This window comes from Pseudomonas sp. PDM31 (genome assembly GCF_019218965.1).
Taxonomy (GTDB): domain Bacteria; phylum Pseudomonadota; class Gammaproteobacteria; order Pseudomonadales; family Pseudomonadaceae; genus Aquipseudomonas.
This window is the reverse complement of record NZ_JAHUWS010000001.1, coordinates 144,612-164,988: the sequence shown is the minus strand read 5'-3', so window position 1 is coordinate 164,988 and position 20,377 is coordinate 144,612. Positions and strand designations below refer to the sequence as shown.

The window sequence follows — 20,377 nt, the reverse complement described above, 5'->3', positions numbered from 1 at the left end:
ATTTGTCCAGATCTTGTTCTTATGGTTTGCCCGGATCAGGCGTTTGACGCAGTACTCAGTTGCACTAGCCGCTGCGGCTTCAACAGCCAGACGACGAGGGCCGCGAAGACGAAAGCCAGGGCAAACAGCAAGTAAAGGTCGGCGGGTTGCCACTGGGCATCGATCAACCGGCCAGCTACCAATGGCGAGAGAATCGCCCCCGCGCGGCCGATACCAATCCCCCAGCCCAGGCCGGTGACACGCTGGGTGGCGTTGTAGATGGTCGGGGTCAGGGCATAGAGCCCGGCGACGCAGCCGTTGACAAAGACTCCGATCAACAGGACCAGGGCGAAGGCCAGGTTCGGGATGGTCGTGAACTGCACGAACACAGCCAGCAGTACCGCATTGATCAGCAGGTAGGCCATCAGCACTCGCGACAGGCGAAAACGCGCCGCCAGCAAGCCGATCAGCGACGTGCCGAGAATGCCGCCGATGTTGAGCATCACGCCGCCAGTGATTCCCTGTTGGTTCGACAGGCCAGCAGAAACCAGCAGCCTTGGCGTCCAGCTCATTACAAAGTAGAAACCGAACATCACCAGGAAGAAGGCGATCCAGATGAGCAAGGTAGAACGCAGCAGGGCTGGTGAGAAGAGCTCGGCGAACGTCTCTCTCAGCGATTTACGGGCGTCCTGGCGCACCTCGGGCAAACGATCGACCGAAGCGATCGCGACGCGTTGCAGCAGTGTATTGATGCGTTTGAGCGCGTTCCGGGGTTGGCGGGACAGCAGGAATGCCAGCGACTCGGGCAACCAGAGTGCGAGGATCGGCAGGATCAGCAACGTTGTGATGCCACCGTAGAAAAACACCGAACGCCACCCCATGGAAGGGATGATCTGCGCCGCGATGATGCCTCCTATTGTTGCCCCCAGAGCGTAGGCCGTGGATTGCAGGCTGATGGCAAGACCGCGCCACTTCTTGTTTGCATACTCCCCGGCGACCACATAGCTGCTGGCCAGGATGCCACCGATGCCAAGCCCGGTGATCAGCCGCAGCACACCCAGCACCTCGGGGGACGTTGCCCGCGAGGACGCCAGCATGCCGAGCCCCGCGATAGCGACACACAGCAGGATGAGCGGGCGTCGTCCGAAGCGGTCGGCCCAGGGGGCGATAAACAACGAGCCGATCGCCATTCCGACAAGCCCCGCGCTGAGCAGGTAGCCCAGGTGAATGCCACTCAGGCCCCAGTCGGCGGAAATAGACGCGGCGGTGAATGCCATCACCAATACATCGAAGCCATCGAGCATGTTGATCAGAAAGCAGAGCGCAATCACGCCCCACTGGAAGCTGACCATGGGTTTTTCGTCCAGCTGTTGCCCAATCGTTTGGCTCATGTGATCAGGCTCCGAAGCTGTGGGTAGGGGATGAGGGGGCGCGACGGACAGCCGAAGCCGCCCCGCTATGCAGGGGAAACAGTGCGTACATGTAGATACCTTCTTGTTTTTGTTGGTCTGTGGAGCATGCAAGGTGCCCGGGAGCCGGCGATTCGACTCCGGGGCGGCAGGGTGCTCAGGTCGTGGGGACGTCTGAGTCAGCCGGTAAATTCAGCGTTCAGGCCGCGCTGAAAGTCTTGTGTGGATCAATGACAAATTTTTTCGGCACACCGGCATCGAACTCGCCATAGCCCTGTGGTGCCTGGTCCAGGCTGATCACCTGTACGCCGACCACTTCGGCGATGTTGATGCGGTCCCACATGATGGCTTGCATCAGTTGTCGGTTGTACTTCATCACCGGGGTCTGGCCGGTGTGAAAACTGTGGGACTTGGCCCAGCCCAGGCCGAAGCGAATGCTCAGGCTGCCGATTTTCGCGGCGGCGTCCACGGCACCCGGATCTTCAGTCACATAAAGGCCCGGGATACCGATTTTGCCCGCCACCCGCACCACGCCCATGAGCGAGTTGAGCACGGTGGCCGGCGCTTCATGTTGCACCCCGGCATGGCCGTGACCACGTGCTTCGAAGCCTACGGCGTCGACGGCGCAATCCACTTCAGGCTCGCCGAGCAGTGCGGCGATCTGTTCGTGCAGCGGCGTGTCCAGCGACAGGTCGGCGATTTCGAAGCCCTGGGCCTTGGCGTGAGCCAGGCGCACGGTGTTGACGTCACCGACGATGACTACCGCGGCGCCGAGCAGGCGGGCGGATGCGGCAGCAGCGAGGCCGACCGGGCCGGCCCCGGCGATGTACACCGTGCTGCCTGGACCGACGCCAGCCGTAACGGCGCCGTGGTAACCGGTGGGCAAGATGTCGGAGAGGCAGGTCAGGTCGCGGATTTTCTCCATCGCGCGGTCGCGGTCCGGGAGTTTGAGCAGGTTGAAGTCGGCGTATGGCACCATCGCGTATTCGGCCTGTCCGCCGGTCCAGTCGCCCATGTCGACATAACCATAAGCGCCACCGGGACGTGCCGGATTAACGCTCAGGCACACACCGGTATGCATTTCCTTGCAGGAGCGGCAGCGCCCGCACGCCACGTTGAACGGCACGGACACCAGGTCGCCGATTTTCAGGTTCTCGACGTCGCTGCCTTTCTCGATGACTTCGCCGGTGATCTCGTGGCCCAGCACCAGACCGGTTTGAGCAGTGGTCCGGCCGCGCACCATGTGTTGGTCGGAGCCGCAGATATTGGTGGAGATAACCTTGAGAATGACCCCATGCTCGATCTTGCGACCACGCGGGTCCTGCATTTTCGGATAGTCGATTTTCTGTACTTCTACCTTGCCCGCGCCCAGATACACCACACCACGATTGCCAAACATACGTATTCCCTCAGTGAAGTTGTTGTGCTCAAACGGTCGATTGGCGAAGTTGTTCAATGATGCGGCGGGCGCGATTGGCACCGACGTCCACGTGGATGTCGATCATCGGGCGCGTGCCGAACCGGCACATGTTCTGGTACTGGGCCTCGATGACTTCCTTGTCTTCATCGAAGGTCAATACAGTTTGCTCAACCACCTTGGCCTTGATGGTTTCGGGGTCGCTCTCGGGGTTGGTGGCAATGGTCCAGAAGTAGTGACTGGTGGTTTCGGTTTCTGGTGTTACCCCATGGAATCCGCGCATATGGAAGCCACCACGATCGGGGTCATCGAGAGAATCGGTGCCGGCATCCACCGCACCGGTCCAGATACGCAGATGACTGACGTGAAACTCGATTTCCTGCCAACGGTCGACGGTGCCTTTGAACGGGTAGGCGGCCGTGTAGGTAGGTGGCGGAACCGAGTCCGGCATGTGGCGCACCACCCGTACCACATCACCTTCACCTTCGACACTCATCCGCGCATTCATGTGGATGCTGGCATTACCACCGATGGTGCGCAGGTGGACATAACCCAGATGACTCAAGTCCATGAGGTTGTCGTGGATTAATTGGTAAGGCGCGTTGTAGTGATAAACGCTACCTTCGAAAAGGTATTTGCCACTGCTGTGAACAGAGTAGGTTGGCGGTTCACAGTCCGGTTCCGGCTGAGCCTGGCTGCCAAACCAGATCCAGACGATTTGATCCTGTTCACGCACGTGATAGGCGGGCACTTTGGCCTTGCTGGGGATCTTGTCCTGGCCCGGGATTTCGACGCACTTGCCACGTTCATCGAACAGCAGGCCGTGGTAGCCACAACGAATGCCGGTTGCTTCGAGTGTGCCGTTCGAAAGTGGCAGTGCTCTATGGCAGCAGCGGTCTTCAAGGGCTGCGACTTCGCCGTTGGTTTTGCGAAACAACACCACAGGTTTGTTGAGTAATGTGCGGCCGACGGGTTTGTCCTTCAACTCCCACCCCAAGGCAGCGACGTACCATTGATTCATGGGGAAGCTGGGCAAGGCGGGCGCTGGAATTTCTTCGGCAAGCGCTTGGAGAGAGGATGTATTCATGGTGTTCTCCTTGACGTTATTGGAGTTCAGAGATCAAGAACCAGGCGTGATGATCTGGCGCGCGAGCAGCAGGGGGTAAAGCGATCGTTTGCGGCTTGTTCCACCGCTGTCAGGAACTGGTCCCGGTGCTCCGGGATGCCCTTGAGCACACGGGTTACGCAGGTGCCGCAGACGCCTTGTTCGCATGACGACTCGATCGCTATGCCGGCCTCGTCGAGCACTTCGAACACGGTGCGTTCGGCAGGAATCTGAAAAACCTGTCCGGTACTTGCCAGCTCGACTTCGAAGGGTGCGTTGGCGCTTTGATCGACGGGGGCAGCGGCGAAAAACTCTTTATGTACGCGGTCCTGCGACCAGCCAGCGTTCTGCGCCGTATCGAGGATGTAGTTCATGAAACCGGTCGGCCCGCAGACATAGAGATGGGTGCCAGCGTCCGGGGCTGCCAGCACGGTCGACGCATCCAGCTTCTGTATTTGAGCGCCACTGTCGTCATGTAACTTGATGCGACCGGCGAATGGGGTTTGCGCAAGCATCGCAACGAACGCCGCCCGTTCGCTTGATCGAAAGCAGTAGTGCAACTCGAAGTCGGCTCCTTGATTTGAAAGCTCATAGGCCATGGCCAGCATGGGCGTGATACCGATACCGCCGCCAAACAGCAGGTGGCGGTTGGCCGAGTGTTCAAGTGGAAAAAGGTTGCGCGGAGTGCTGATAGTGAGCGTTTGCCCCTGCCGTACCTGTTCGTGCATGGCCTTGGAGCCGCCACGGGAAATCGGATCCTTGAGCACGCTAATCAGGTAGCGATGACGCTCCTCGGGATCGTTGCACAAGGAGTACTGGCGGGTGAGGCCCTCGGCAATATGAATGTCGATGTGGGCACCGGCCTGGAACGCCGGTAGCGCGCTGCCGTCTACAGCGCATAACTCGAAACTGCAGATGCCTTCGGCTTCGTCTGCTTTGCGGGTGACGTTGACTTGAAGCATGACTTGTCCCTCCACACTTAAGTGGCTGCTGAAAAAATGCATGAGTTAGAGCAACAGCTGGGAAGGGGTCAGCCGCTCGCTGGCACGTGGGCGACGACTGTTTGCTCGAGCAAGGAGAAGGGGATGAAGTTGGAAGAGTTCATGACCAGGACCTGATAATTATTTTTATGTGGCAGGGTGACGGCCTATCATGCAGGCAATCAGCCGTGACGTTCGGTAGAGAAATCCTCCGATTATTTAGTTGCGGTGTCAACTAATATTCAAAGACCCGCCGATCCAAGGTGTTTGCTCAATGTCCGTAGAATCTCAGCTGAACCTGTCTCGTTATGTCCCAGCGCTATTGAATTTTCTGTCCAACAAGCTCTCTTCGGGCGCATCGCAGTGCTATCGCAAGCATTTCGGCATAGGTGTGGTCGAGTGGCGAATGCTCTCGATGCTCGCCGTGGAAAATGACATCACCGCCAATCGAATCTGTCAGACGATCGGTCTCGACAAGAGTGCGGTCAGCCGTTCATTGCAGACGCTCGAAGCTGCAGGGCATATCTGCAGCCAGGTCGATTCAAAGGACGCACGACGCTACACCGTCAGCCTGACTGAAAGCGGAAAAGCGCTGCATGGCCGAGTGCTGAAGGTTGCATTGGAACGAGAGCGGCGGCTGCTCAGCGGGCTCTCTGCCAAGGAAGTGGACACCCTGATCGAGTTGCTGGGCCGCATGCATGCCCAGGTGTCCAACGTGAACGACTACGATCCGGTAGACGCTTGAGCCTGCGTTTCAGATATCGCGATTGCCGATAGGTCACATCCCGACAAGCGATTAGTCAGCGCCGCTGTGTCACGGCAACCTGTGCCCGTCGCCCGGTCTTTGCGGCCAAGTGACGCGCATCGGTTCACGCCATTATTGCTGGCCGAACGTTGCAGGTGACATTGCCTAAAAAACAATAAAAGAAGGCTCGTTCGATGGCTATTCGCTTCATCGTTGCATCCCCGCGTGCGCCTTTCGATCGTACCCCCGCCATTTTCGGAGGTTTGCTCAGCCACCTCAGTGTCGGCGGCAAATTGTTGCTGGGCTTCGGCCTGGTGCTGATCTGCACGATGGGCATGGCATTCACCGCCTGGTATTCGGTGCAGGTCACCCAGTCGAGCGCCACACAGTTACGCGTACTGGATCGTCAGAAAGCCAACCTTGCCCAAGCGCGAGTTGCAGAGAAGGATTTCGGTTTGCAGCCGTCGCTGGACGCGGCCAGGCAGGTTGAGGACTCTTTGCGTCAGCTTCAGATCGGTTCGCCGCTTGCGCGTCCGGGCGAAGACTTCGCGCGTACGCTCGCAGACTCATCCGAACGGTACCTGAAGGCATTCAAGGCATATGCCGAGGCGCGCCAGCAGGCGTTACAGGCGAGGATGCGCATGCAATTGCTGGCGGAGACGACGGGGCAGCGTTTCAGTGAAGTGTTCCTCGACCAACTGGACGATATCAATCTGGATGTTGAACAGCACAACGTGCCGGAGGCGCAGTCAATGCAGCAGTTGGAAGAGGCGGCCTCATTACGCGAACGCCTGGCCAGTCTGCGCGACAGCGAGCTGTATTTTTCCCTGGATCCGCAAAAGCGTTACCAGGACGACTGGGTCAACCGGGTAAATGAGCTGGGTACTGCGCTAAGCAGCCTGAGTTCACAACTTGATGGGGACCGACGTCGTGCTCTGGATGAGGCCAGCGCAGCATTGACCGAATATCGTCAGGCCTTTTTGGCTTATGCCGTCAGCGGTGAACAGGCCATGGCGCAACAGGTGAACATGTCGACTTCGGCAGAGAAAGTGACGGGGCTGCTGGAAGACGAGCGCGTCAGGGCTGCGCAATCTTATGAATCACTTCGCCAGCGCCTGGACCTGCAACTTGCCGCAATGGTGCTGCTGGCGGTGGTGCTCAGTATCATTGCGTGCCTTGTGATTCGACGCTCTATTGTCACACCCCTGAAGTTGATGCTGGGTCTGGCGCAACGTGTGGCCGCAGGTGATCTGAAGGACAGCCCCGCGCAGCTCGCTCGCCAAGATGAATTGGGCCAACTGAGCCGCGCTATCGACCTGATGTTGCAGGCGCTGCGCAGTCTTGTGGGGCGAATCGGCAGCGATGTGCAACAGCTTGACTCTGCCGCCACCACCTTGGGCGCGATGGTACAGCGCACAGGGCAGGGCGTACGTGCACAGCGCGAACAGACCGCTGCGGTGGTTGAGGCAATGCAGCATATGACCCAAGCGGCTGCGCAGGTCAACCAGCAAGCCGCTGGCAGCCAGGCAACGTTGGGCGAAGCCTGCGAACTGATCCATCAGGGGGACGATCTGGTACGACAGGCCAGTCAAAGCCTGCAGCGGCTGTCGCGTGAAATGACCAGCAGCGCAAGTTCCATGGAGCTCTTGCAAACCGAAAGCCAGGCTATCACCCGTGTGCTGGACGTGATCAGCGCCATCGCCGAACAGACGAATCTATTGGCCTTGAATGCCGCTATCGAAGCCGCACGCGCCGGTGAACATGGTCGTGGTTTTGCCGTAGTGGCGGACGAAGTGAGGGCGCTCGCCAGTCGAACGCGTGCCTCGACTGGCGAGATCGACAGCATGATCAGACGTCTCGGCCAGGTGACTGGCGACACTGCCGCCAGTCTGTGCGATAGCCAGCGACTGACCGCCGAAGGCGTTGATCTGACAGTACGCGCGAGCCTGGTTCTGGATGCGATTACCGAGGCCATCTCGCGTGTTGAAGGCACCGGCAAGCGCATCGTCCACGCCGCATCGACCCAACACGACATCGTCTGCCGCGTCGATGCAGCCCTTGGCCAGGTTGATAGGGTGGTAGAGCAGAATGCCGAGGAATGCGCTCGTCTGGACATGGCGAATGGCAATTTGCAGCGCCTGAGCGTCAGCCTTGGAGAAGCGCTTGGAGCGTTTCAAAGCGACCCTGTGGTTTGAGCATCCATCGGTGATGATCAATCATTCCTGTAAACCAGAATGGACACAGCATGCGTTATCGACGTCTTGACCTGAACCTGTTGGTGGCCCTGGATGCCTTGTTGAGCGAGTGCAGCGTCAGCAGGGCCGCCGAACGTTTGTGCCTGGGCCAGTCGGCAACCAGTTCGGCACTCGGGCGTTTACGCGAGCATTTCAATGACCCGTTGCTGGTTCAGGTAGGACGGCGCCTGGAGCCCACAGCATTGGGTTTGGAGCTGCTGCCCAAGGTGCGTCAAGCCCTGGCATTGACGCGGGAGATTGTCGATGCACCGGTCAATTTCGAACCGGCCAATTGCACTCGACACTTCACGTTGGTGGCTTCCGACTACGTGGCTGGAGTGCTGCTGCCGGCGGTCAGTCGTGAATTGGCCCGTATCGCGCCCGGCGTGCGCTTGAGTCTGCGGGATATGCCAGTACCGCGTGACGGCGATGTAGTCAGCGAAGCGCTCGATTATCGTCGCAGTGATTGTGTGATCGTGCCGCAGCGACGGTTGAATCCGGCGTACCCCCATTTACCCTTAATGAGTGATGAGCTCTGTTGCATTGTCTGCGCTCAGCAGTCGCAATTCGCCGATGGTTTGAGCCTGGCCAACTATTGCGACGCAGAGCACGTGGTCCGCGAGTTTGCCGATGGCCGAAATCTGGCGATGGATGCCGTGCACCTGCATGAGCTGGGCGTTCAACGGCGAGTGGCGGTGGCCCTTGAAAGCTTCGTACTGATGCCCGAATTTATCGTCGGTACCGCGCGAATCGCTACCGTATTTCGTCGACAGGCGCAGCGTTTCGCTCAGCATTATCCACTGCGTATCCATCCAGCACCGCTGGCGTTTCCCGAGGCCGTTCAGGTGCTGCAATGGCATCCCTATCAAGACCATGACCCGGCCATGCTGTGGTTTCGCGGCCTCTTGCTGGAACAGGCCGCGTTGCTCGATCAGTTGGGCATCTGATCGCCGTTGTCTGCCAGCAGTCCAACCTGGTCGATAGCCTGTAAAGCGCATCGCTCGTCATTGTCCGAAGTGTCGCCGCTGATACCAATAGCGCCGAGGATCAGGCCCTCGGCATTGCGAATCAGCACACCGCCGGCAACGGGAATCACTTCGCCGCCAGTCAGGCTGTTGATGGCGTCGAAAAATGCAGGCATCGCTTGTGCGCGCCGGGCCAGTTCACGCCCGCCAAAACCCATTCCGAGACAGCCACGGGCCTTGCCGGTGGCTATTTGCGGCCGAAGAAAACTCGCGAGTTCATCGCGCAGGACGGCCAGCGGATGACCTGCGGCATCCAACACGGCAACCGCCAATGGTTTAACCGCCGTTTCCCGGGCGATGCGCATAGCGCTGCTGGCGATGTCGATGGCGGTCATCAGGTCGAGTCGTTGCATGGCGTCAGTCCTCATAGCGCCCACTTGCCCAATTGGGCAACACGGTCGCGGGTGTAAAGATCCGTCCATTTCAGCGAGTTGAAATCAGACACCTGTTTGGGGTTGTAGGGGCTGCGTTCCATGCGTACGGGCCGGCCGGCCTTGTACACGGCTTTAAGGCGTGAGCGATCTTGCAGAATGCGGATGTCGTGCAAGGGTGAACCGTCGAGCAGCAGGAAATCTGCTTGCTTGCCCACTTCGAGGGAGCCGATGGTCTCACCGCGCGGCATGCAGCGAGCGCCGACTGCCGTGGCGGCGTACAACGCTTCTGCCGCTGTGAAGCCCAGACGGGTGACCAGCAATTCCAACTCGCGAGCGTGCCATTCGCCATAAGGCGTCACCGCGAAACCGCTGTCGCTACCACAAGCGAAAGGCACCCCGGCGGCCTTGGCACGCTTGAGCACGGCCGAACCCACTTCCAGGGTGCGCGCGCAGTAGCCAGCGTAGCCGGTACTGATGGCCGGATCGTGGGGTTGGCAGAAATCCACGGTGTTTTGAGGGAACGTCATGGTCGGGGCGAGGATGCTACCGGCCTCGAGCAGCGCTTCAATGCACTCATCGTCCATATAAAAGGCGTGAAACACCAGGTCGACACCTGCGCGAGCGGCGTACATCACCGCTTCGCGGCCATAGGCGTGAGTCGCAACCTTGCAGCCCAGGCGATGCGCTTCTTCAACCATTTCACGGGTTTCTTCAGCGGTGAAGGCGGCGATGATTTCGCCATTCGGGCGGCGGTGGGTACCGTCCATGGCGATCTTGATCAGATCGACACCGTCCTTGGCCTGTTTGCGAATTTCCGCCAATGCATCGCTGCGGCTGGTGACCAGGCACGCGGTGAAATATTCCGCAGTACCGACGCGGCTCGGGAACCAGTCATTGAGGCTTTGCCGGTTCGTGATGACCCGGCTGCTGGCGGCAATGCGCGGGCCTTCGAACAAACCGGCGGCGATTGCATTGCGCACCGCGATGCTGAGCTGGCCGCTATCGCCCGGGCAGACCATGCTGGTCACACCGGCGGCCAGCACGTGCTGGGCGAAGAACATGCCTCGCAGCGCGCGGAACTCGTCACTGGTCCAGATATCGATGTCTTCTTCGCTCTGGGCGTTGCCGAAGGCCAGATGGGTGTGCACATCCACCAGGCCCGGCATGACAAAGTTATCGCCGGCGTCGAGCAGGGTGTCTCCCGGTTGCGGCTGCGGCGCCAGGGCAGTTGGGCCAACATACGACAGCAGGCCGTTTTCGACGACCAGTGTCTGCTGTTGACGGGTTTGCAGGCCAGTACCGTCGAACAAGGTCTGGCATTTGAGGTGCAGGGCGTTCATGGCGTTTTCACTTTGCTGATTGTTATGCAAAGCGAGGCTAGGGCGAGGCCAGGGTGGCCACCAGCAACTTGCATCAATGCCCGTGTATTGATGACATCGATAGCTGCGGTACATCAGCAGCGTCGGGGCCTTTGCGGCATTGCGTGACCCCAAGGGACGAGTATCGCGAGTTGCGATGGCTGGCAGACGAGCTCGTTCCATGACACACGTGCGCCCGACTGAATTAACGCAAAACGCCGGAAACCTTTAGGGTTGTCCGGCGTATTTCATGCTGCGCGAAGCCCGTTAAGCGGTGTGTCCACCCAGCGTTTCGGCAATCCAGTCAGCAATGTAATGTCCGGCATTGATGCTGTTATCGAAGCTGGAATGCTGCACGCCACCTTCACGTTCGGTGAAGATCTTCAGCTCGCGTTTTGGACTGTTGACCAGTTGCTCGTAGGTACGCTGCGCCCACTTCAGCGGAATCTGCGAATCCTTTTCACCGTGGGTAACCAGGAACGGCACTTTGATCCGATCCAGTACGCCATCCAGATGCACGTTTTCGGCGATGGCCATGAATTCATCCATGTCTTTTGCACCCCACACCCAGCACACGTGCGCCCAGTAATGCGGTACCGGGAAACTGCCTTCCTTTTCCAGTCGACGCTTCTGCACATCGCGCCAGTCATGGTTTGCACCCCACACCACACCGCAGGCAAACCGTGGTTCAAACGCCACCGCACGCGGGCAGTAATAACCGCCGAGTGAGACGCCTTCCAGGCCAATACGTGTCGCATCCACGTCGCTTCGGGTTTCCAGCCAGTCAACCACGCGGCTGGCCCAATGCTCGCTGTCGAAGCGAGCGATCAGGTTATGCAGGCGCAGCGCTTCACCTGTTCCGGGTTGGTCGATGATCAGCGATGAGATACCGCGCTTTGCCAACCAGGCCGGCAGGCCGACGCGGTATTTCATTTCTTTGGTCGAGTCCAGGCCATTGACCTGCACCAGGATCGGCGCCGGACCGGTCACGCCTTCAGCACGTACCAGCAGGCCGGAGATGTGTTTGCCCTCATAGGGGATTTCAACGCGCTCACAGTTCTCCCGTGACAGCTCGATGCCGCGTTTGAACGTCTGCAAAAAGCGCTGGTACAGCTCGGTACGACCAGGAGCACCGTGGGCTTGAAGGCGTTCGCAGGTGAGGTAATAAGTGGCGGCGCGGCTGTATTTTTCGCCCGCCGACAGCAACCGGCCATGACCCTCGTCTTCTTCAGCCAGGCCACAGAGTTTGTCGGCCATCTTCGCCCAGGTTTCGCGGAATGCCTTGGTTCCTGCGGCGTCGGGCTGCTTGGCTGCCTCCTGCAATGGTGCGCACATCTCTTCGATTTCGCCCATGCGAGCGCCCATCTCGATGGCCAGGTCGACCGAAAGATTCCACACATAATTGGTTGGAAAGTAGCGAAACATAATTGTTGTTGTCCTTGTGGTTGCCTTGAAGGTTACAAGGCACGGTAAGGACGCGCCGACCATTACGCCAATCGTGACTCGGGATGGGAGGTATCGCGGCGGGCGATAGGAGGGTTTTCCAGGTTCTGGATAACTTCGCTGATGCGCTCACGCAGCCAGCGGTGCATCGGGTCGCCTTCGACGCTGCGATGCCAGAGCATGACTTCACGCATGACTGGAATCTTCACGGGCGGATTGAGGATGCGTAACGGCAGGTGTTCGGCGTACAACCGTGCCAGACGCTGGTGCATGGTGGCGATGCGCTGGGTGCCGACGACCAGTTGCGGCAGGGTGTTGAAGTCGTTGGTGACGACTTCAATACGGCGGTTGAAGCCGTACTGGTTCATGAACCACTCTTCGATGCTCAAGTGCCGACTGCGACCAAACCCGACTGAAACATGGCCCATGTCCATGTACTGCTCCAGGCTCAGGCTGTCGCCGACCAGGGTATTGCCGTCCCACACCACGCAGACGTGTTCCTCTTCGAACAGCAGCTTGTGGGGGTGGCCGTCGATGATGTAGCGCTCAGGCACGATCATCAGGTCAACTTCGCCGCGAATCAGCAACTCACCGCTATTGTCGCCGGGGCCGAGCATCTCGAAGGTGATGTTGGGCGCTTCCTGATGGATTGTCTGAATCACCTGGGCAAACAGCACGCTGATCAGGTAGTCCGAGGTCACCAGGCGGAAGTGACGCTTGCTGGTGGTAGGGTCGAACACCGGCTTGGCGGTGATCGATGACTTGATCGTCAGCAACACTTCGCGGATCGGCGTGGTGAGCTCCCGGGCATAGGGCGTGGGTTGCATTTTGCGGCCGACTTGCACCAGCAACTCGTCTTCGAAATAGGTACGCAAACGTCCCAACACACCGCTGGTGGCAGATTGCGTCATGTGCAAGCGTTCGGCGGCGCGGGTAATGTTCTGTTCCTCGAGCAACACATCGAGGGCTACCAACAGATTCAGATCCAGGTGGTTGAAACGCATCAGGCATGTCCGGTTTTGTATTTATTTTCGCGATACATTCGGATGAATACATCAGCGCGTCAACCCTCTCGCCGTTTCTTTCGCTCTTCGCAAAAAACGCGCCCCCGGAAATTTCTGGTATCGCGATTTCCGATAGGTCACATCCCGACACTCGATTAGTCAGCTGCCAAAGCGCCCGGCAATCTTCACGGCAGTCGGCGTTCTTGCCGACACCACCACCGGACAGCCTGCGTTGCTGATGGGCCTTTCGAGCCCGCAGCAGATTCGTCCGGATACTAATTTCAATGGAGTGGTAGCCATGAACATCCTTGGCCTTGATGCCCTGATCTTCGGCGTCGATGACATCCAAGCCTGTACCGATTGCCTGCGTGATTACGGCCTTGCGCCTGTCGCCGTCGACAGCAACGGCGGGCGCTTCGAAGCATTGGACGGCACCGCCGTGATCATTCGGCGGGCGGACGATCCGCGCTTGCCTGCCGCCATTGGTCCGGCACCGTCGATTCGTGAAACCGTCTACGGCGTCGCCAGCGCTGCCGACCTGGATGCCATCGAAGACGAGCTGGCGCGAGACCGCCAGGTCACCCGCGATGATGACGGCGTGCTGCACAGTATCGACGACATGGGGTTTGCAATCGCCTTTCAGGTCACTGTTCGCAAGGCTTACAACGCGCCGGACGACCTGACCAACGCCGCCGGCCATGCGCCACAGCGTCCGCTTAATCAGCCCGGTATCACCCTGGAAATGGAGGCCACGCCGCGCACTTTATCGCACGTGGTGTATTTCGTCCCCGACGCGGCCAAGGCCGAAGCCTTCTACGCCGAGCGTCTGGGCTTCAAAACCACAGACACCTTCATCGGCGCGGGTCCATTCATGCGCCCGGCAGGTTCCGATGACCACCATTGCCTGTTCATGATCCAGACCCCGCCTCACATGAAGGGCTGCGAACACTTCACCTTCCACATGGGCAGCGGCACCGAAGTGCTGCTGGCCGGAACACGCTTCGAGCAAAAAGGCTGGACCAGTTTCTGGGGCCCTGGCCGTCACCTCTTTGGCTCCAACTGGTTCTGGTATTTCAACAGCCCGCTGGGTTGCCACATTGAATACGACGCCGACATGGACAAGCACGATGACGCCTGGGAGGCGCGCCGTGCACCGCTGTCGGCGGATAACTCGCAACTGTTCCTGTTCAACTCCAAAGAAAAATGGGCACCCGGCGGCCCGCCACCCAAAGCGTTGTAGGCGCGAGCCTGTTCCGGGCGGCGTGCCGACGGCGCAGGTCAATGATGTCGCGGGGAGCCTGACGCCCCGCGGTGCTCTCAGGTTTTTCGCGAGCAAGCTCGCTCCTACATAGGTTTGTGTCATGAGCCACAGCGATTTTTACCTGTGCCGGGTGGACGAACTGGTGGAAGGGCAGGCACGCGGATTCGATCCATTGCAGCGCGGCAGAGACAGTGTTTTTGCCTTGGTACACGAGGGACAGGTGCGGATTTACCGCAACAGTTGCCCACATCTGGACGTACGCCTGGAGTATCGCAAAGACCGGTTTCTCTCGGCGGATGGCCAGTTGATCGTCTGTTACGCCCACGGTGCGCAGTTCCTGCCGAGTACCGGTAAATGTATCTACGGCCCCTGTTTGGGCCAAGAACTGGAGGCGTTGCCGTGGCGTATGGAGGAGGGCTGGCTGGTGCTGCAAATCCCCGAAATCGGCAGCGCGCCACCTCAAGTCGAGGTATCGCGTTTGGCGATACATCGCATCCCTACTCGCGATTAGTCAAATCCCTGCTTTGACGGGAAGCTGGACCTAACGACGCAGTGCCTGGCGCTGCAGCGAACCACAAGAATAAAAAGTGAGACAACCATGAGTGCAGTGAACAAAGTTCTGATCGTGGGCGGTGGCATTGGCGGCTTGTGTGCGGCCATCGCACTGCGGCGCAAGGGCATTGAGGTCGACCTGATCGAACTCAAGTCAGAGTGGACGGTTTACGGTGTCGGCATCATCCAGCAGAGCAACGTGGTCCGCGAAATGGCCAAGCTGGGCGTGCTCGACGGTTATCTTGATGCGGCCTATGCCTTTGAAGACGTCGCTATCTATGGGCCGGCCGGTCAGCAGCTGGCGCGCATCCCGGGCCAGCGCCTGGCAGGGCCTGCGTATCCGGCCAACGTCGGTATCTCGCGCCTGGCGCTGCACAAAGTCCTCAGTGAAACGGCGCTGGAGCTCGGCGCTAAAGTGCGCCTGGGTCTGAGCGTTGAATCCCTGAATGACACAGGCGAGAGCGTGGAGGTGCTGTTCACTGATGGCACTGGCGCTGGCTACGACCTGGTGGTGGGTGCTGACGGCCTGTTCTCCAAGGTTCGCAGTTTGCTGTTCGGCGACACCTACACGCCGCGCTTCACCGGCCAATCGGTGTGGCGCTACAACTTCCCGCGCGATCCGCACATCGATCACCTCGCCAACTACCAGAGCGCCGAAGGCAACGCAGGCCTGGTACCGCTGGCCGGTGACCTGATGTACCTGTTCCTTACCTCCCATGAACCTTCCAACCCGTGGATGGACCCGCAGACGCTGGCCGAGCAGATGCGCCAGCGCTTGCAGGGTTTTACCGGCCTCATCGGCGAGCTGCGTGAGCAAATCACCGACAACAGCCAGGTGGTTTACAAGCCGATGGAAGTGGTCTTCGTCAACGAACCCTGGTACCGCGGCCGTGTCCTGCTGATCGGCGACGCTGCCCACGCGACCACGCCACACCTTGGTCAGGGCGCCGGCATGGCAATTGAAGATGCCATCGTGCTCAGCGAAGAACTGACTCGCGACGGCGGCATCGAGCAACAGCTGCAGCGCTTTATGGATCGCCGTTTCGAGCGCTGCAAGTACATCAGCGAAAGCTCTGTGCTGGCCGGTGACAAGGAAATGCAGCACGACCGGGAGTTCGACCGCATCGGTCTGGTCAAGCAGATGCTCGCACGCACCGCCGAGCCCATCTGATTCGACTTCATCCACAGCAGTTACCACTATAAAAACAAGAGGTTAACGCGATGGTTAGTTCCACGACTGCGACGCTTGCGCGCCGCCCGGTCAGCATTTCTGCACCCTTTGGTTTCACCTTGGCCGCGGCTTTGGTTCTGTGTAGCCAGGCGGCCCATGCCTTTCAGGTTGATACCGGCAATCCGGATTTCAAACTGCGCTGGGATAACACGGTGAAGTACAGCGCCGCGTGGCGAGCCCAGGATCCAAGCAGCAAACTGACCCAGGGACAGGTTGCGCTCAACCAGGACGACGGTGATCGCGCCTTCAACAAAGGCCTGATCTCCAACCGTTTGGACGTCCTCTCCGAACTGGATATGTCGTTCAAAAGCGTTGGCGCACGCCTCAGTGGTGCCACTTGGTACGACACTGAATACCAGCACGACAACGATAACGATGACCCGACACGCGCCAACGCCCGTTCGGTGGCCTACGACGAATTTACCGATGACACTCGCCACCTGCATGGCGGTGATGGGGAGTTGCTGGATGCGTTTGTGTACTGGAACGGCGACGTAGCCGACCGTGCCACGTCGGTGCGTGCAGGGCGTCACGGGTTGATCTGGGGCGAGAGCCTGTTCTTCGGGGCCAACGGCATTGCCGGTGGCATGGGGCCGGTCGACGTGGTCAAGGCGCAGTCCGTACCCAACACCCAGTTCAAGGAAATCACCCGGCCAGTCAATCAACTGTCCGGGACTTTCCAGCTGACCGACGACGTCTCGCTCGGCGCCTTTTACCAACTGGAATGGGAGGAGACACGTCTGCCGGGCGCAGGTAGTTATTTCTCCACCAGTGACACCATCGGCGAAGGCAATGAACGCCTGATCGTGGGCGCGCCATTCCCTGCGTTCCTCGGCGGCAATCCCGGCAGCCCGGCGGCGTTTTTCCATGGCAATGACAAGGAAGCGAAAAGTTCGGGGCAGGGCGGCCTGCAGTTGAAGTACAGCGCCGAGACGGTCGAGTACGGCCTGTACGCCATTCAGTACCACGACAAAACCCCCAAGCTGTACCTCAAACCTTCCACCGGTGTGCCGAACTTCAGTACCGGCCAGGTCGGCGAGTATTACTGGGTGTACCCGGAAGATATCCGCGCCTTTGGAGCGAGTTTTTCCACCACCGTCGACGAATACAGCTTCGCCGGTGAAGCCTCGATGCGCTGGAACATGCCGCTGGTTTCCAACGGTCAGACCGTCCTGCCTGGCGTTGTCGCTGACAACGATGACGACGCCCTCTACGCCGTCGGCCGTACCGCTCACGTCAACCTCAACGTGCTGGCCTCATTCGGACCGAACTTCCTTGCCAGGGAATCGGGACTGGTCGGCGAGATCGCCTGGAACCGTCTGCTGAGTGTCACTGAGAACCGGGCCGCCCTCGACCCCAATGCCACCGATGACGGTCTGGGTTTCAAGGTGGTCTACACCCCGACCTACCGCCAGTTCTTCTCCGGCATCGATATCAGCATCCCGGTCGGCATCAGCTACTTCCCCCTGGGCAAATCGGCGGTTGTCAGTTCCTTCGGCCCGGACAACGGTGGCGATATGAACATCGGCATCACCGCGACTTACCTGGATCGCGTTACCGCTGGCCTGACCTACACGCATTACTACGGCGCCGAGGACACCAACCTCAACGCCGCCAACCAATTCAATTTCAAGCAATCGCTGAAAGACCGGGATTACCTGGCTTTCTCCGTCAAGACCACGTTTTAAGAGGACTTGCGCATGACCCACAACAAAAAGACCGGAGCCTTCAAGCTCAAAACCCTTTGCCTTGCACTGCTGGGTAGCCTGGCCATTTGCAGCCAACTGACGCTGGCGGCGACGGCTGAAGACGCGGCCAAGCTGTCGAAAAACCTGACGCCTTTCGGGGCCGAGCGCGCCGGCAATGCCGACGGCACCATCCCGGCCTGGGACGGTGGTTACACCAAGGTCGATCCATCGTTCAAGGAGGGTGGCAAACGTTCCGATCCGTTCGCCGCGGACAAACCACTATTCAGCATCACCTCGAAAAACCTTGCGCAATACGCCGCAAAGCTCAGCGATGGCACCAAGGAAATGTTCAAGCGTTTCCCCGACACCTATCGCATTGATGTGTACCCGACCCGTCGTACAGCTGCCGCGCCGCAATGGGTGTATGACAACACCCTGAAAAACGCCACTCGCGCCAAACTGGTCGACAGCAGCGCCGGCCCCGTCCCCGAAGGCGCCTTTGGCGGCATCCCGTTCCCGGTCCCGCAAAACGGCGCCGAAGCCATGTGGAACCACGTGCTGAATTGGCGCGGTACCTCCCTGTCGATGCATTTTCGTCACTACCTGATGACCGCCGATGGCAAGCAGGTCATGACCACCGACGGCCAGGCGATCCAGGAGATGCCGTATTACTACCAGGAAGGGACGCCGGAGTCGTTTGCCGGTGACTACTGGATGTTCCGCCTGCTCAACGTCGGGCCACCATTGCGCGCCGGCGAGCAAATTCTGGGCCGTACCAACATCAACGGCGACCTGTCCCAGGCCCACGTTTACCTGACCGGGCAACGCCGCGTGCGCAAGCTGCCGAATGCTTGCTGCGATACGCCGACACCGGCGACTGCCGGGGTGATGTCGTTCGACGAATTGAGCGTATTCCAGGGCCGCATGGACCGCTTCAACTGGAAACTGGTGGGCAAGCAGGAGATGTACATCCCCTACAACACCAACAAGGTGCAAGCCGCCGCCAAGCCTGAAGACCTGTTCCTCGCTCATCACATGAACCCGGATTACGTGCGTTGGGAATTGCACCGGGTCTGGGTGGTCGAGGCCGACCTGGCACCGGGCAAACGTCACCAATTGCCGAAAGGTCGTTACTACCTGGACGAAGACACCTGGCAAGCCATTCTGGGCGACCGCTGGGACGCCAACGGCCAACTGGCCAAGACCCTGTGGTCGTTGCCGGCAGTACTGCCGGACCTGCCTGCCCAGGCGCAATTGTCTTCGGGCTTCTATGACCTCACCTCTGGCGCCTGGTTTATCCAGAACGTCTACACCGGCCAGGCAGAGCAGTACAGCGTGGTGGATCGCTACAAGGCCTCCGAGTTTTCGCCAGCGGCGATGGCGGGTGCCGGGGTTCGTTGATTCGGACCGGATCGCGGCTTGATCAGCGTGGTCCGGTTTCAAACGGTTTTTCGAGGTCGGTAATGAACAGATTCTGTCAGGTGGTTGGTCGGCTGATGTGGCTTATGGCGCTGCCTGTGGCGTTGCCGTTGACTCTGGCCCATGCCGCTGTGGTCGGTGACACGCTCAACACACCGGCGATGCAAGCGCCGCAAGCGAAATCTGCGGTGCTGCTGGACCTGGCCCGTGCGGGGGCACGGTTGGTGGCGGTGGGGGAGCGGGGCATCGTGCTGCTTTCCGATGACAACGGTGTCAACTGGCGGCAAGCAGCGGTACCGGTTTCCGTCAGCCTGACGGCCGTGCAGTTTGTCGACGCCAACAGCGGCTGGGCGGTAGGGCATGGCGGTGTGGTGCTGGCCTCCCGCGATGCAGGTGAACACTGGACCGTACAACTGGACGGCCTGCGAGCGGCACAACTGGAGTTGTCCGCTGCCCGCGAGCAATTGCCTTCTGCCAACGACCAGGATGCCGCCGCTGCGCGTGTGCAAACGGCTGAAAGGCTAGCTGCGGAGGGCGCTGACAAACCGTTTCTCGCCCTGCAGTTCGCGGATGCCCGACACGGTCTGATCGTGGGGGCGTACGGCCTGGCATTTCGCACCGAAGATGGCGGCACCACCTGGCAATCGATCATGGGGCAAATCGATAACCCGATGGGCGCGCACTTGTCTGCCATCGCTCAACAAGGAGAGCACTGGTTCCTGGCCGGCGAGCAGGGTTATCTGGCTCGTTCGATGGATGCCGGCAAGTCTTTCAGTCAGTTGCAAAGCCCTTACGCGGGAAGTTTCTTCACCCTGCAAATGCGCGATGACGGTGTCTTGTTAGTGGCCGGTTTGAAGGGCAATGCTTTTTCCTCCAGTGACCTTGGCGAGAGCTTCCATCCGGCGCCGGTATCGATGCCGGTGTCTTTCAGCGATGCGATCCGCACCGATGACGGCCAGTTGCTGCTGGTCAATCAGAGCGGCGCCTTGTTTCGCACCCACAACCAGCCTGGCGCATTGCTGCAGCCCTACGGAAAACCGCTGGGCAAGCCCGTTGCCAGTGTCATCCAGGCCGCCGATGGCAGCCTGACGCTGGCTGGTTTCACTGGGTTGACGCGCGTATCGCCGTCAATCGCTACTGCTTCGGAGTGAGG

17 protein-coding genes and 2 pseudogenes are annotated in these 20,377 nt (G+C 59.7%); 11 read left to right on the top strand and 8 right to left on the bottom strand.

The annotated features are described in order from the left end of the window. Positions 1–35: 35 nt before the first annotated feature. The 4 genes from KW839_RS00645 to KW839_RS00630 all read right to left on the bottom strand — a co-directional run bounded on the left by KW839_RS00645 (position 36) and on the right by KW839_RS00630 (position 4,872). Positions 36–1,370 carry an MFS transporter gene (locus KW839_RS00645; protein WP_218423059.1) on the bottom strand — a complete coding sequence of 445 codons (1,335 nt, stop codon included), beginning with the start codon at positions 1,368–1,370 and terminating at the stop codon, positions 36–38. 217 nt (positions 1,371–1,587) lie between these two features. Beyond that, positions 1,588–2,787, bottom strand: coding sequence for a formaldehyde dehydrogenase, glutathione-independent (gene fdhA / locus KW839_RS00640; RefSeq protein WP_218423058.1), 1,200 nt, complete (start codon positions 2,785–2,787; stop codon positions 1,588–1,590). A gap of 28 nt (positions 2,788–2,815) precedes the next feature. Further along, positions 2,816–3,892, bottom strand: coding sequence for an aromatic ring-hydroxylating dioxygenase subunit alpha (locus tag KW839_RS00635; protein WP_218423057.1), 1,077 nt, complete (start codon positions 3,890–3,892; stop codon positions 2,816–2,818). Positions 3,893–3,918: 26 nt separating this feature from the next. Then, positions 3,919–4,872 carry a PDR/VanB family oxidoreductase gene (locus KW839_RS00630; protein WP_060542123.1) on the bottom strand — a complete coding sequence of 318 codons (954 nt, stop codon included), beginning with the start codon at positions 4,870–4,872 and terminating at the stop codon, positions 3,919–3,921. Positions 4,873–5,164: 292 nt separating this feature from the next. Here KW839_RS00630 and KW839_RS00625 point away from each other — a divergent pair, with 292 nt between their 5' ends. The 4 genes and pseudogenes from KW839_RS00625 to KW839_RS00615 all read left to right on the top strand — a co-directional run bounded on the left by KW839_RS00625 (position 5,165) and on the right by KW839_RS00615 (position 8,816). After that, entirely contained in the window at positions 5,165–5,635 is a 471-nt protein-coding gene (locus tag KW839_RS00625; protein ID WP_218423056.1) for a MarR family winged helix-turn-helix transcriptional regulator, read from the top strand. 194 nt (positions 5,636–5,829) lie between these two features. Further along, positions 5,830–6,960, top strand: a pseudogene (locus tag KW839_RS27985) (HAMP domain-containing protein); the annotation flags it as partial. Continuing rightward, a complete protein-coding gene (locus tag KW839_RS27980; protein ID WP_371318040.1) occupies positions 6,955–7,830 on the top strand; it encodes a methyl-accepting chemotaxis protein in 876 nt (291 codons plus the stop codon). The pseudogene KW839_RS27985 and the gene KW839_RS27980, both read left to right, overlap by 6 nt. A gap of 50 nt (positions 7,831–7,880) precedes the next feature. Then, positions 7,881–8,816 carry a LysR family transcriptional regulator gene (locus KW839_RS00615; protein ID WP_060542121.1) on the top strand — a complete coding sequence of 312 codons (936 nt, stop codon included), beginning with the start codon at positions 7,881–7,883 and terminating at the stop codon, positions 8,814–8,816. Here KW839_RS00615 and KW839_RS00610 read toward each other — a convergent pair. The 4 genes from KW839_RS00610 to KW839_RS00595 form a co-directional block, all read right to left on the bottom strand. Next, entirely contained in the window at positions 8,801–9,247 is a 447-nt protein-coding gene (locus KW839_RS00610; protein ID WP_060542120.1) for a heme-binding protein, read from the bottom strand. The two genes, KW839_RS00615 and KW839_RS00610, sit on opposite strands and share 16 nt — an antisense overlap. Before the next feature lie 11 nt (positions 9,248–9,258). After that, complete coding sequence (locus KW839_RS00605; RefSeq protein ID WP_218423054.1) at positions 9,259–10,608, bottom strand: amidohydrolase family protein; 1,350 nt, start codon at positions 10,606–10,608, stop codon at positions 9,259–9,261. 285 nt (positions 10,609–10,893) lie between these two features. After that, positions 10,894–12,051, bottom strand: coding sequence for a S9 family peptidase (locus tag KW839_RS00600; RefSeq protein ID WP_218423053.1), 1,158 nt, complete (start codon positions 12,049–12,051; stop codon positions 10,894–10,896). A gap of 62 nt (positions 12,052–12,113) precedes the next feature. Further along, on the bottom strand, positions 12,114–13,073 hold the full coding sequence (locus tag KW839_RS00595; RefSeq protein ID WP_060542117.1) for a LysR family transcriptional regulator: 960 nt from the start codon (positions 13,071–13,073) through the stop codon (positions 12,114–12,116). A 298-nt stretch (positions 13,074–13,371) separates the two neighbouring features. On the opposite strand from KW839_RS00595, the gene KW839_RS00590 reads away from it, so the two are divergent. The 7 genes and pseudogenes from KW839_RS00590 to KW839_RS00565 all read left to right on the top strand — a co-directional run bounded on the left by KW839_RS00590 (position 13,372) and on the right by KW839_RS00565 (position 20,375). After that, positions 13,372–14,313 (top strand): VOC family protein, encoded by a 942-nt coding sequence (locus tag KW839_RS00590; RefSeq protein WP_218423052.1) that lies wholly within the window; start codon positions 13,372–13,374, stop codon positions 14,311–14,313. Between the two features lie 22 nt (positions 14,314–14,335). Beyond that, a pseudogene (locus tag KW839_RS27975) lies at positions 14,336–14,422 on the top strand (outer membrane lipoprotein carrier protein LolA); the annotation flags it as partial. Positions 14,423–14,434: 12 nt separating this feature from the next. Beyond that, complete coding sequence (locus KW839_RS00585) at positions 14,435–14,845, top strand: Rieske (2Fe-2S) protein (RefSeq protein ID WP_060542115.1); 411 nt, start codon at positions 14,435–14,437, stop codon at positions 14,843–14,845. Positions 14,846–14,932: 87 nt separating this feature from the next. Continuing rightward, positions 14,933–16,057: an FAD-dependent oxidoreductase gene (locus KW839_RS00580; protein ID WP_218423051.1), complete on the top strand. Its 1,125-nt coding sequence runs from the start codon at positions 14,933–14,935 to the stop codon at positions 16,055–16,057. A gap of 50 nt (positions 16,058–16,107) precedes the next feature. Beyond that, on the top strand, positions 16,108–17,805 hold the full coding sequence (locus KW839_RS00575; protein ID WP_060542113.1) for a DUF1302 domain-containing protein: 1,698 nt from the start codon (positions 16,108–16,110) through the stop codon (positions 17,803–17,805). A 12-nt stretch (positions 17,806–17,817) separates the two neighbouring features. Next, a complete protein-coding gene (locus KW839_RS00570) occupies positions 17,818–19,206 on the top strand; it encodes a DUF1329 domain-containing protein (protein WP_060542112.1) in 1,389 nt (462 codons plus the stop codon). A gap of 62 nt (positions 19,207–19,268) precedes the next feature. Continuing rightward, positions 19,269–20,375, top strand: a complete 1,107-nt coding sequence (locus KW839_RS00565) for a YCF48-related protein (RefSeq protein ID WP_218423050.1) — start codon at positions 19,269–19,271, stop codon at positions 20,373–20,375. The last annotated feature ends 2 nt before the right edge of the window (positions 20,376–20,377 follow it).

What these genes read in the sequence shown, in the direction of transcription:
- KW839_RS00645 (WP_218423059.1), bottom strand. Translation starts at nt 1,370, where the DNA reads ATGAGCCAAACGATTGGGCAACAGCTGGACGAAAAACCCATGGTCAGC.
- fdhA (WP_218423058.1), bottom strand. Translation starts at nt 2,787, where the DNA reads ATGTTTGGCAATCGTGGTGTGGTGTATCTGGGCGCGGGCAAGGTAGAA.
- KW839_RS00635 (WP_218423057.1), bottom strand. Translation starts at nt 3,892, where the DNA reads ATGAATACATCCTCTCTCCAAGCGCTTGCCGAAGAAATTCCAGCGCCC.
- KW839_RS00630 (WP_060542123.1), bottom strand. Translation starts at nt 4,872, where the DNA reads ATGCTTCAAGTCAACGTCACCCGCAAAGCAGACGAAGCCGAAGGCATC.
- KW839_RS00625 (WP_218423056.1), top strand. Translation starts at nt 5,165, where the DNA reads ATGTCCGTAGAATCTCAGCTGAACCTGTCTCGTTATGTCCCAGCGCTA.
- KW839_RS27980 (WP_371318040.1), top strand. Translation starts at nt 6,955, where the DNA reads ATGTTGCAGGCGCTGCGCAGTCTTGTGGGGCGAATCGGCAGCGATGTG.
- KW839_RS00615 (WP_060542121.1), top strand. Translation starts at nt 7,881, where the DNA reads ATGCGTTATCGACGTCTTGACCTGAACCTGTTGGTGGCCCTGGATGCC.
- KW839_RS00610 (WP_060542120.1), bottom strand. Translation starts at nt 9,247, where the DNA reads ATGCAACGACTCGACCTGATGACCGCCATCGACATCGCCAGCAGCGCT.
- KW839_RS00605 (WP_218423054.1), bottom strand. Translation starts at nt 10,608, where the DNA reads ATGAACGCCCTGCACCTCAAATGCCAGACCTTGTTCGACGGTACTGGC.
- KW839_RS00600 (WP_218423053.1), bottom strand. Translation starts at nt 12,051, where the DNA reads ATGTTTCGCTACTTTCCAACCAATTATGTGTGGAATCTTTCGGTCGAC.
- KW839_RS00595 (WP_060542117.1), bottom strand. Translation starts at nt 13,073, where the DNA reads ATGCGTTTCAACCACCTGGATCTGAATCTGTTGGTAGCCCTCGATGTG.
- KW839_RS00590 (WP_218423052.1), top strand. Translation starts at nt 13,372, where the DNA reads ATGAACATCCTTGGCCTTGATGCCCTGATCTTCGGCGTCGATGACATC.
- KW839_RS00585 (WP_060542115.1), top strand. Translation starts at nt 14,435, where the DNA reads ATGAGCCACAGCGATTTTTACCTGTGCCGGGTGGACGAACTGGTGGAA.
- KW839_RS00580 (WP_218423051.1), top strand. Translation starts at nt 14,933, where the DNA reads ATGAGTGCAGTGAACAAAGTTCTGATCGTGGGCGGTGGCATTGGCGGC.
- KW839_RS00575 (WP_060542113.1), top strand. Translation starts at nt 16,108, where the DNA reads ATGGTTAGTTCCACGACTGCGACGCTTGCGCGCCGCCCGGTCAGCATT.
- KW839_RS00570 (WP_060542112.1), top strand. Translation starts at nt 17,818, where the DNA reads ATGACCCACAACAAAAAGACCGGAGCCTTCAAGCTCAAAACCCTTTGC.
- KW839_RS00565 (WP_218423050.1), top strand. Translation starts at nt 19,269, where the DNA reads ATGAACAGATTCTGTCAGGTGGTTGGTCGGCTGATGTGGCTTATGGCG.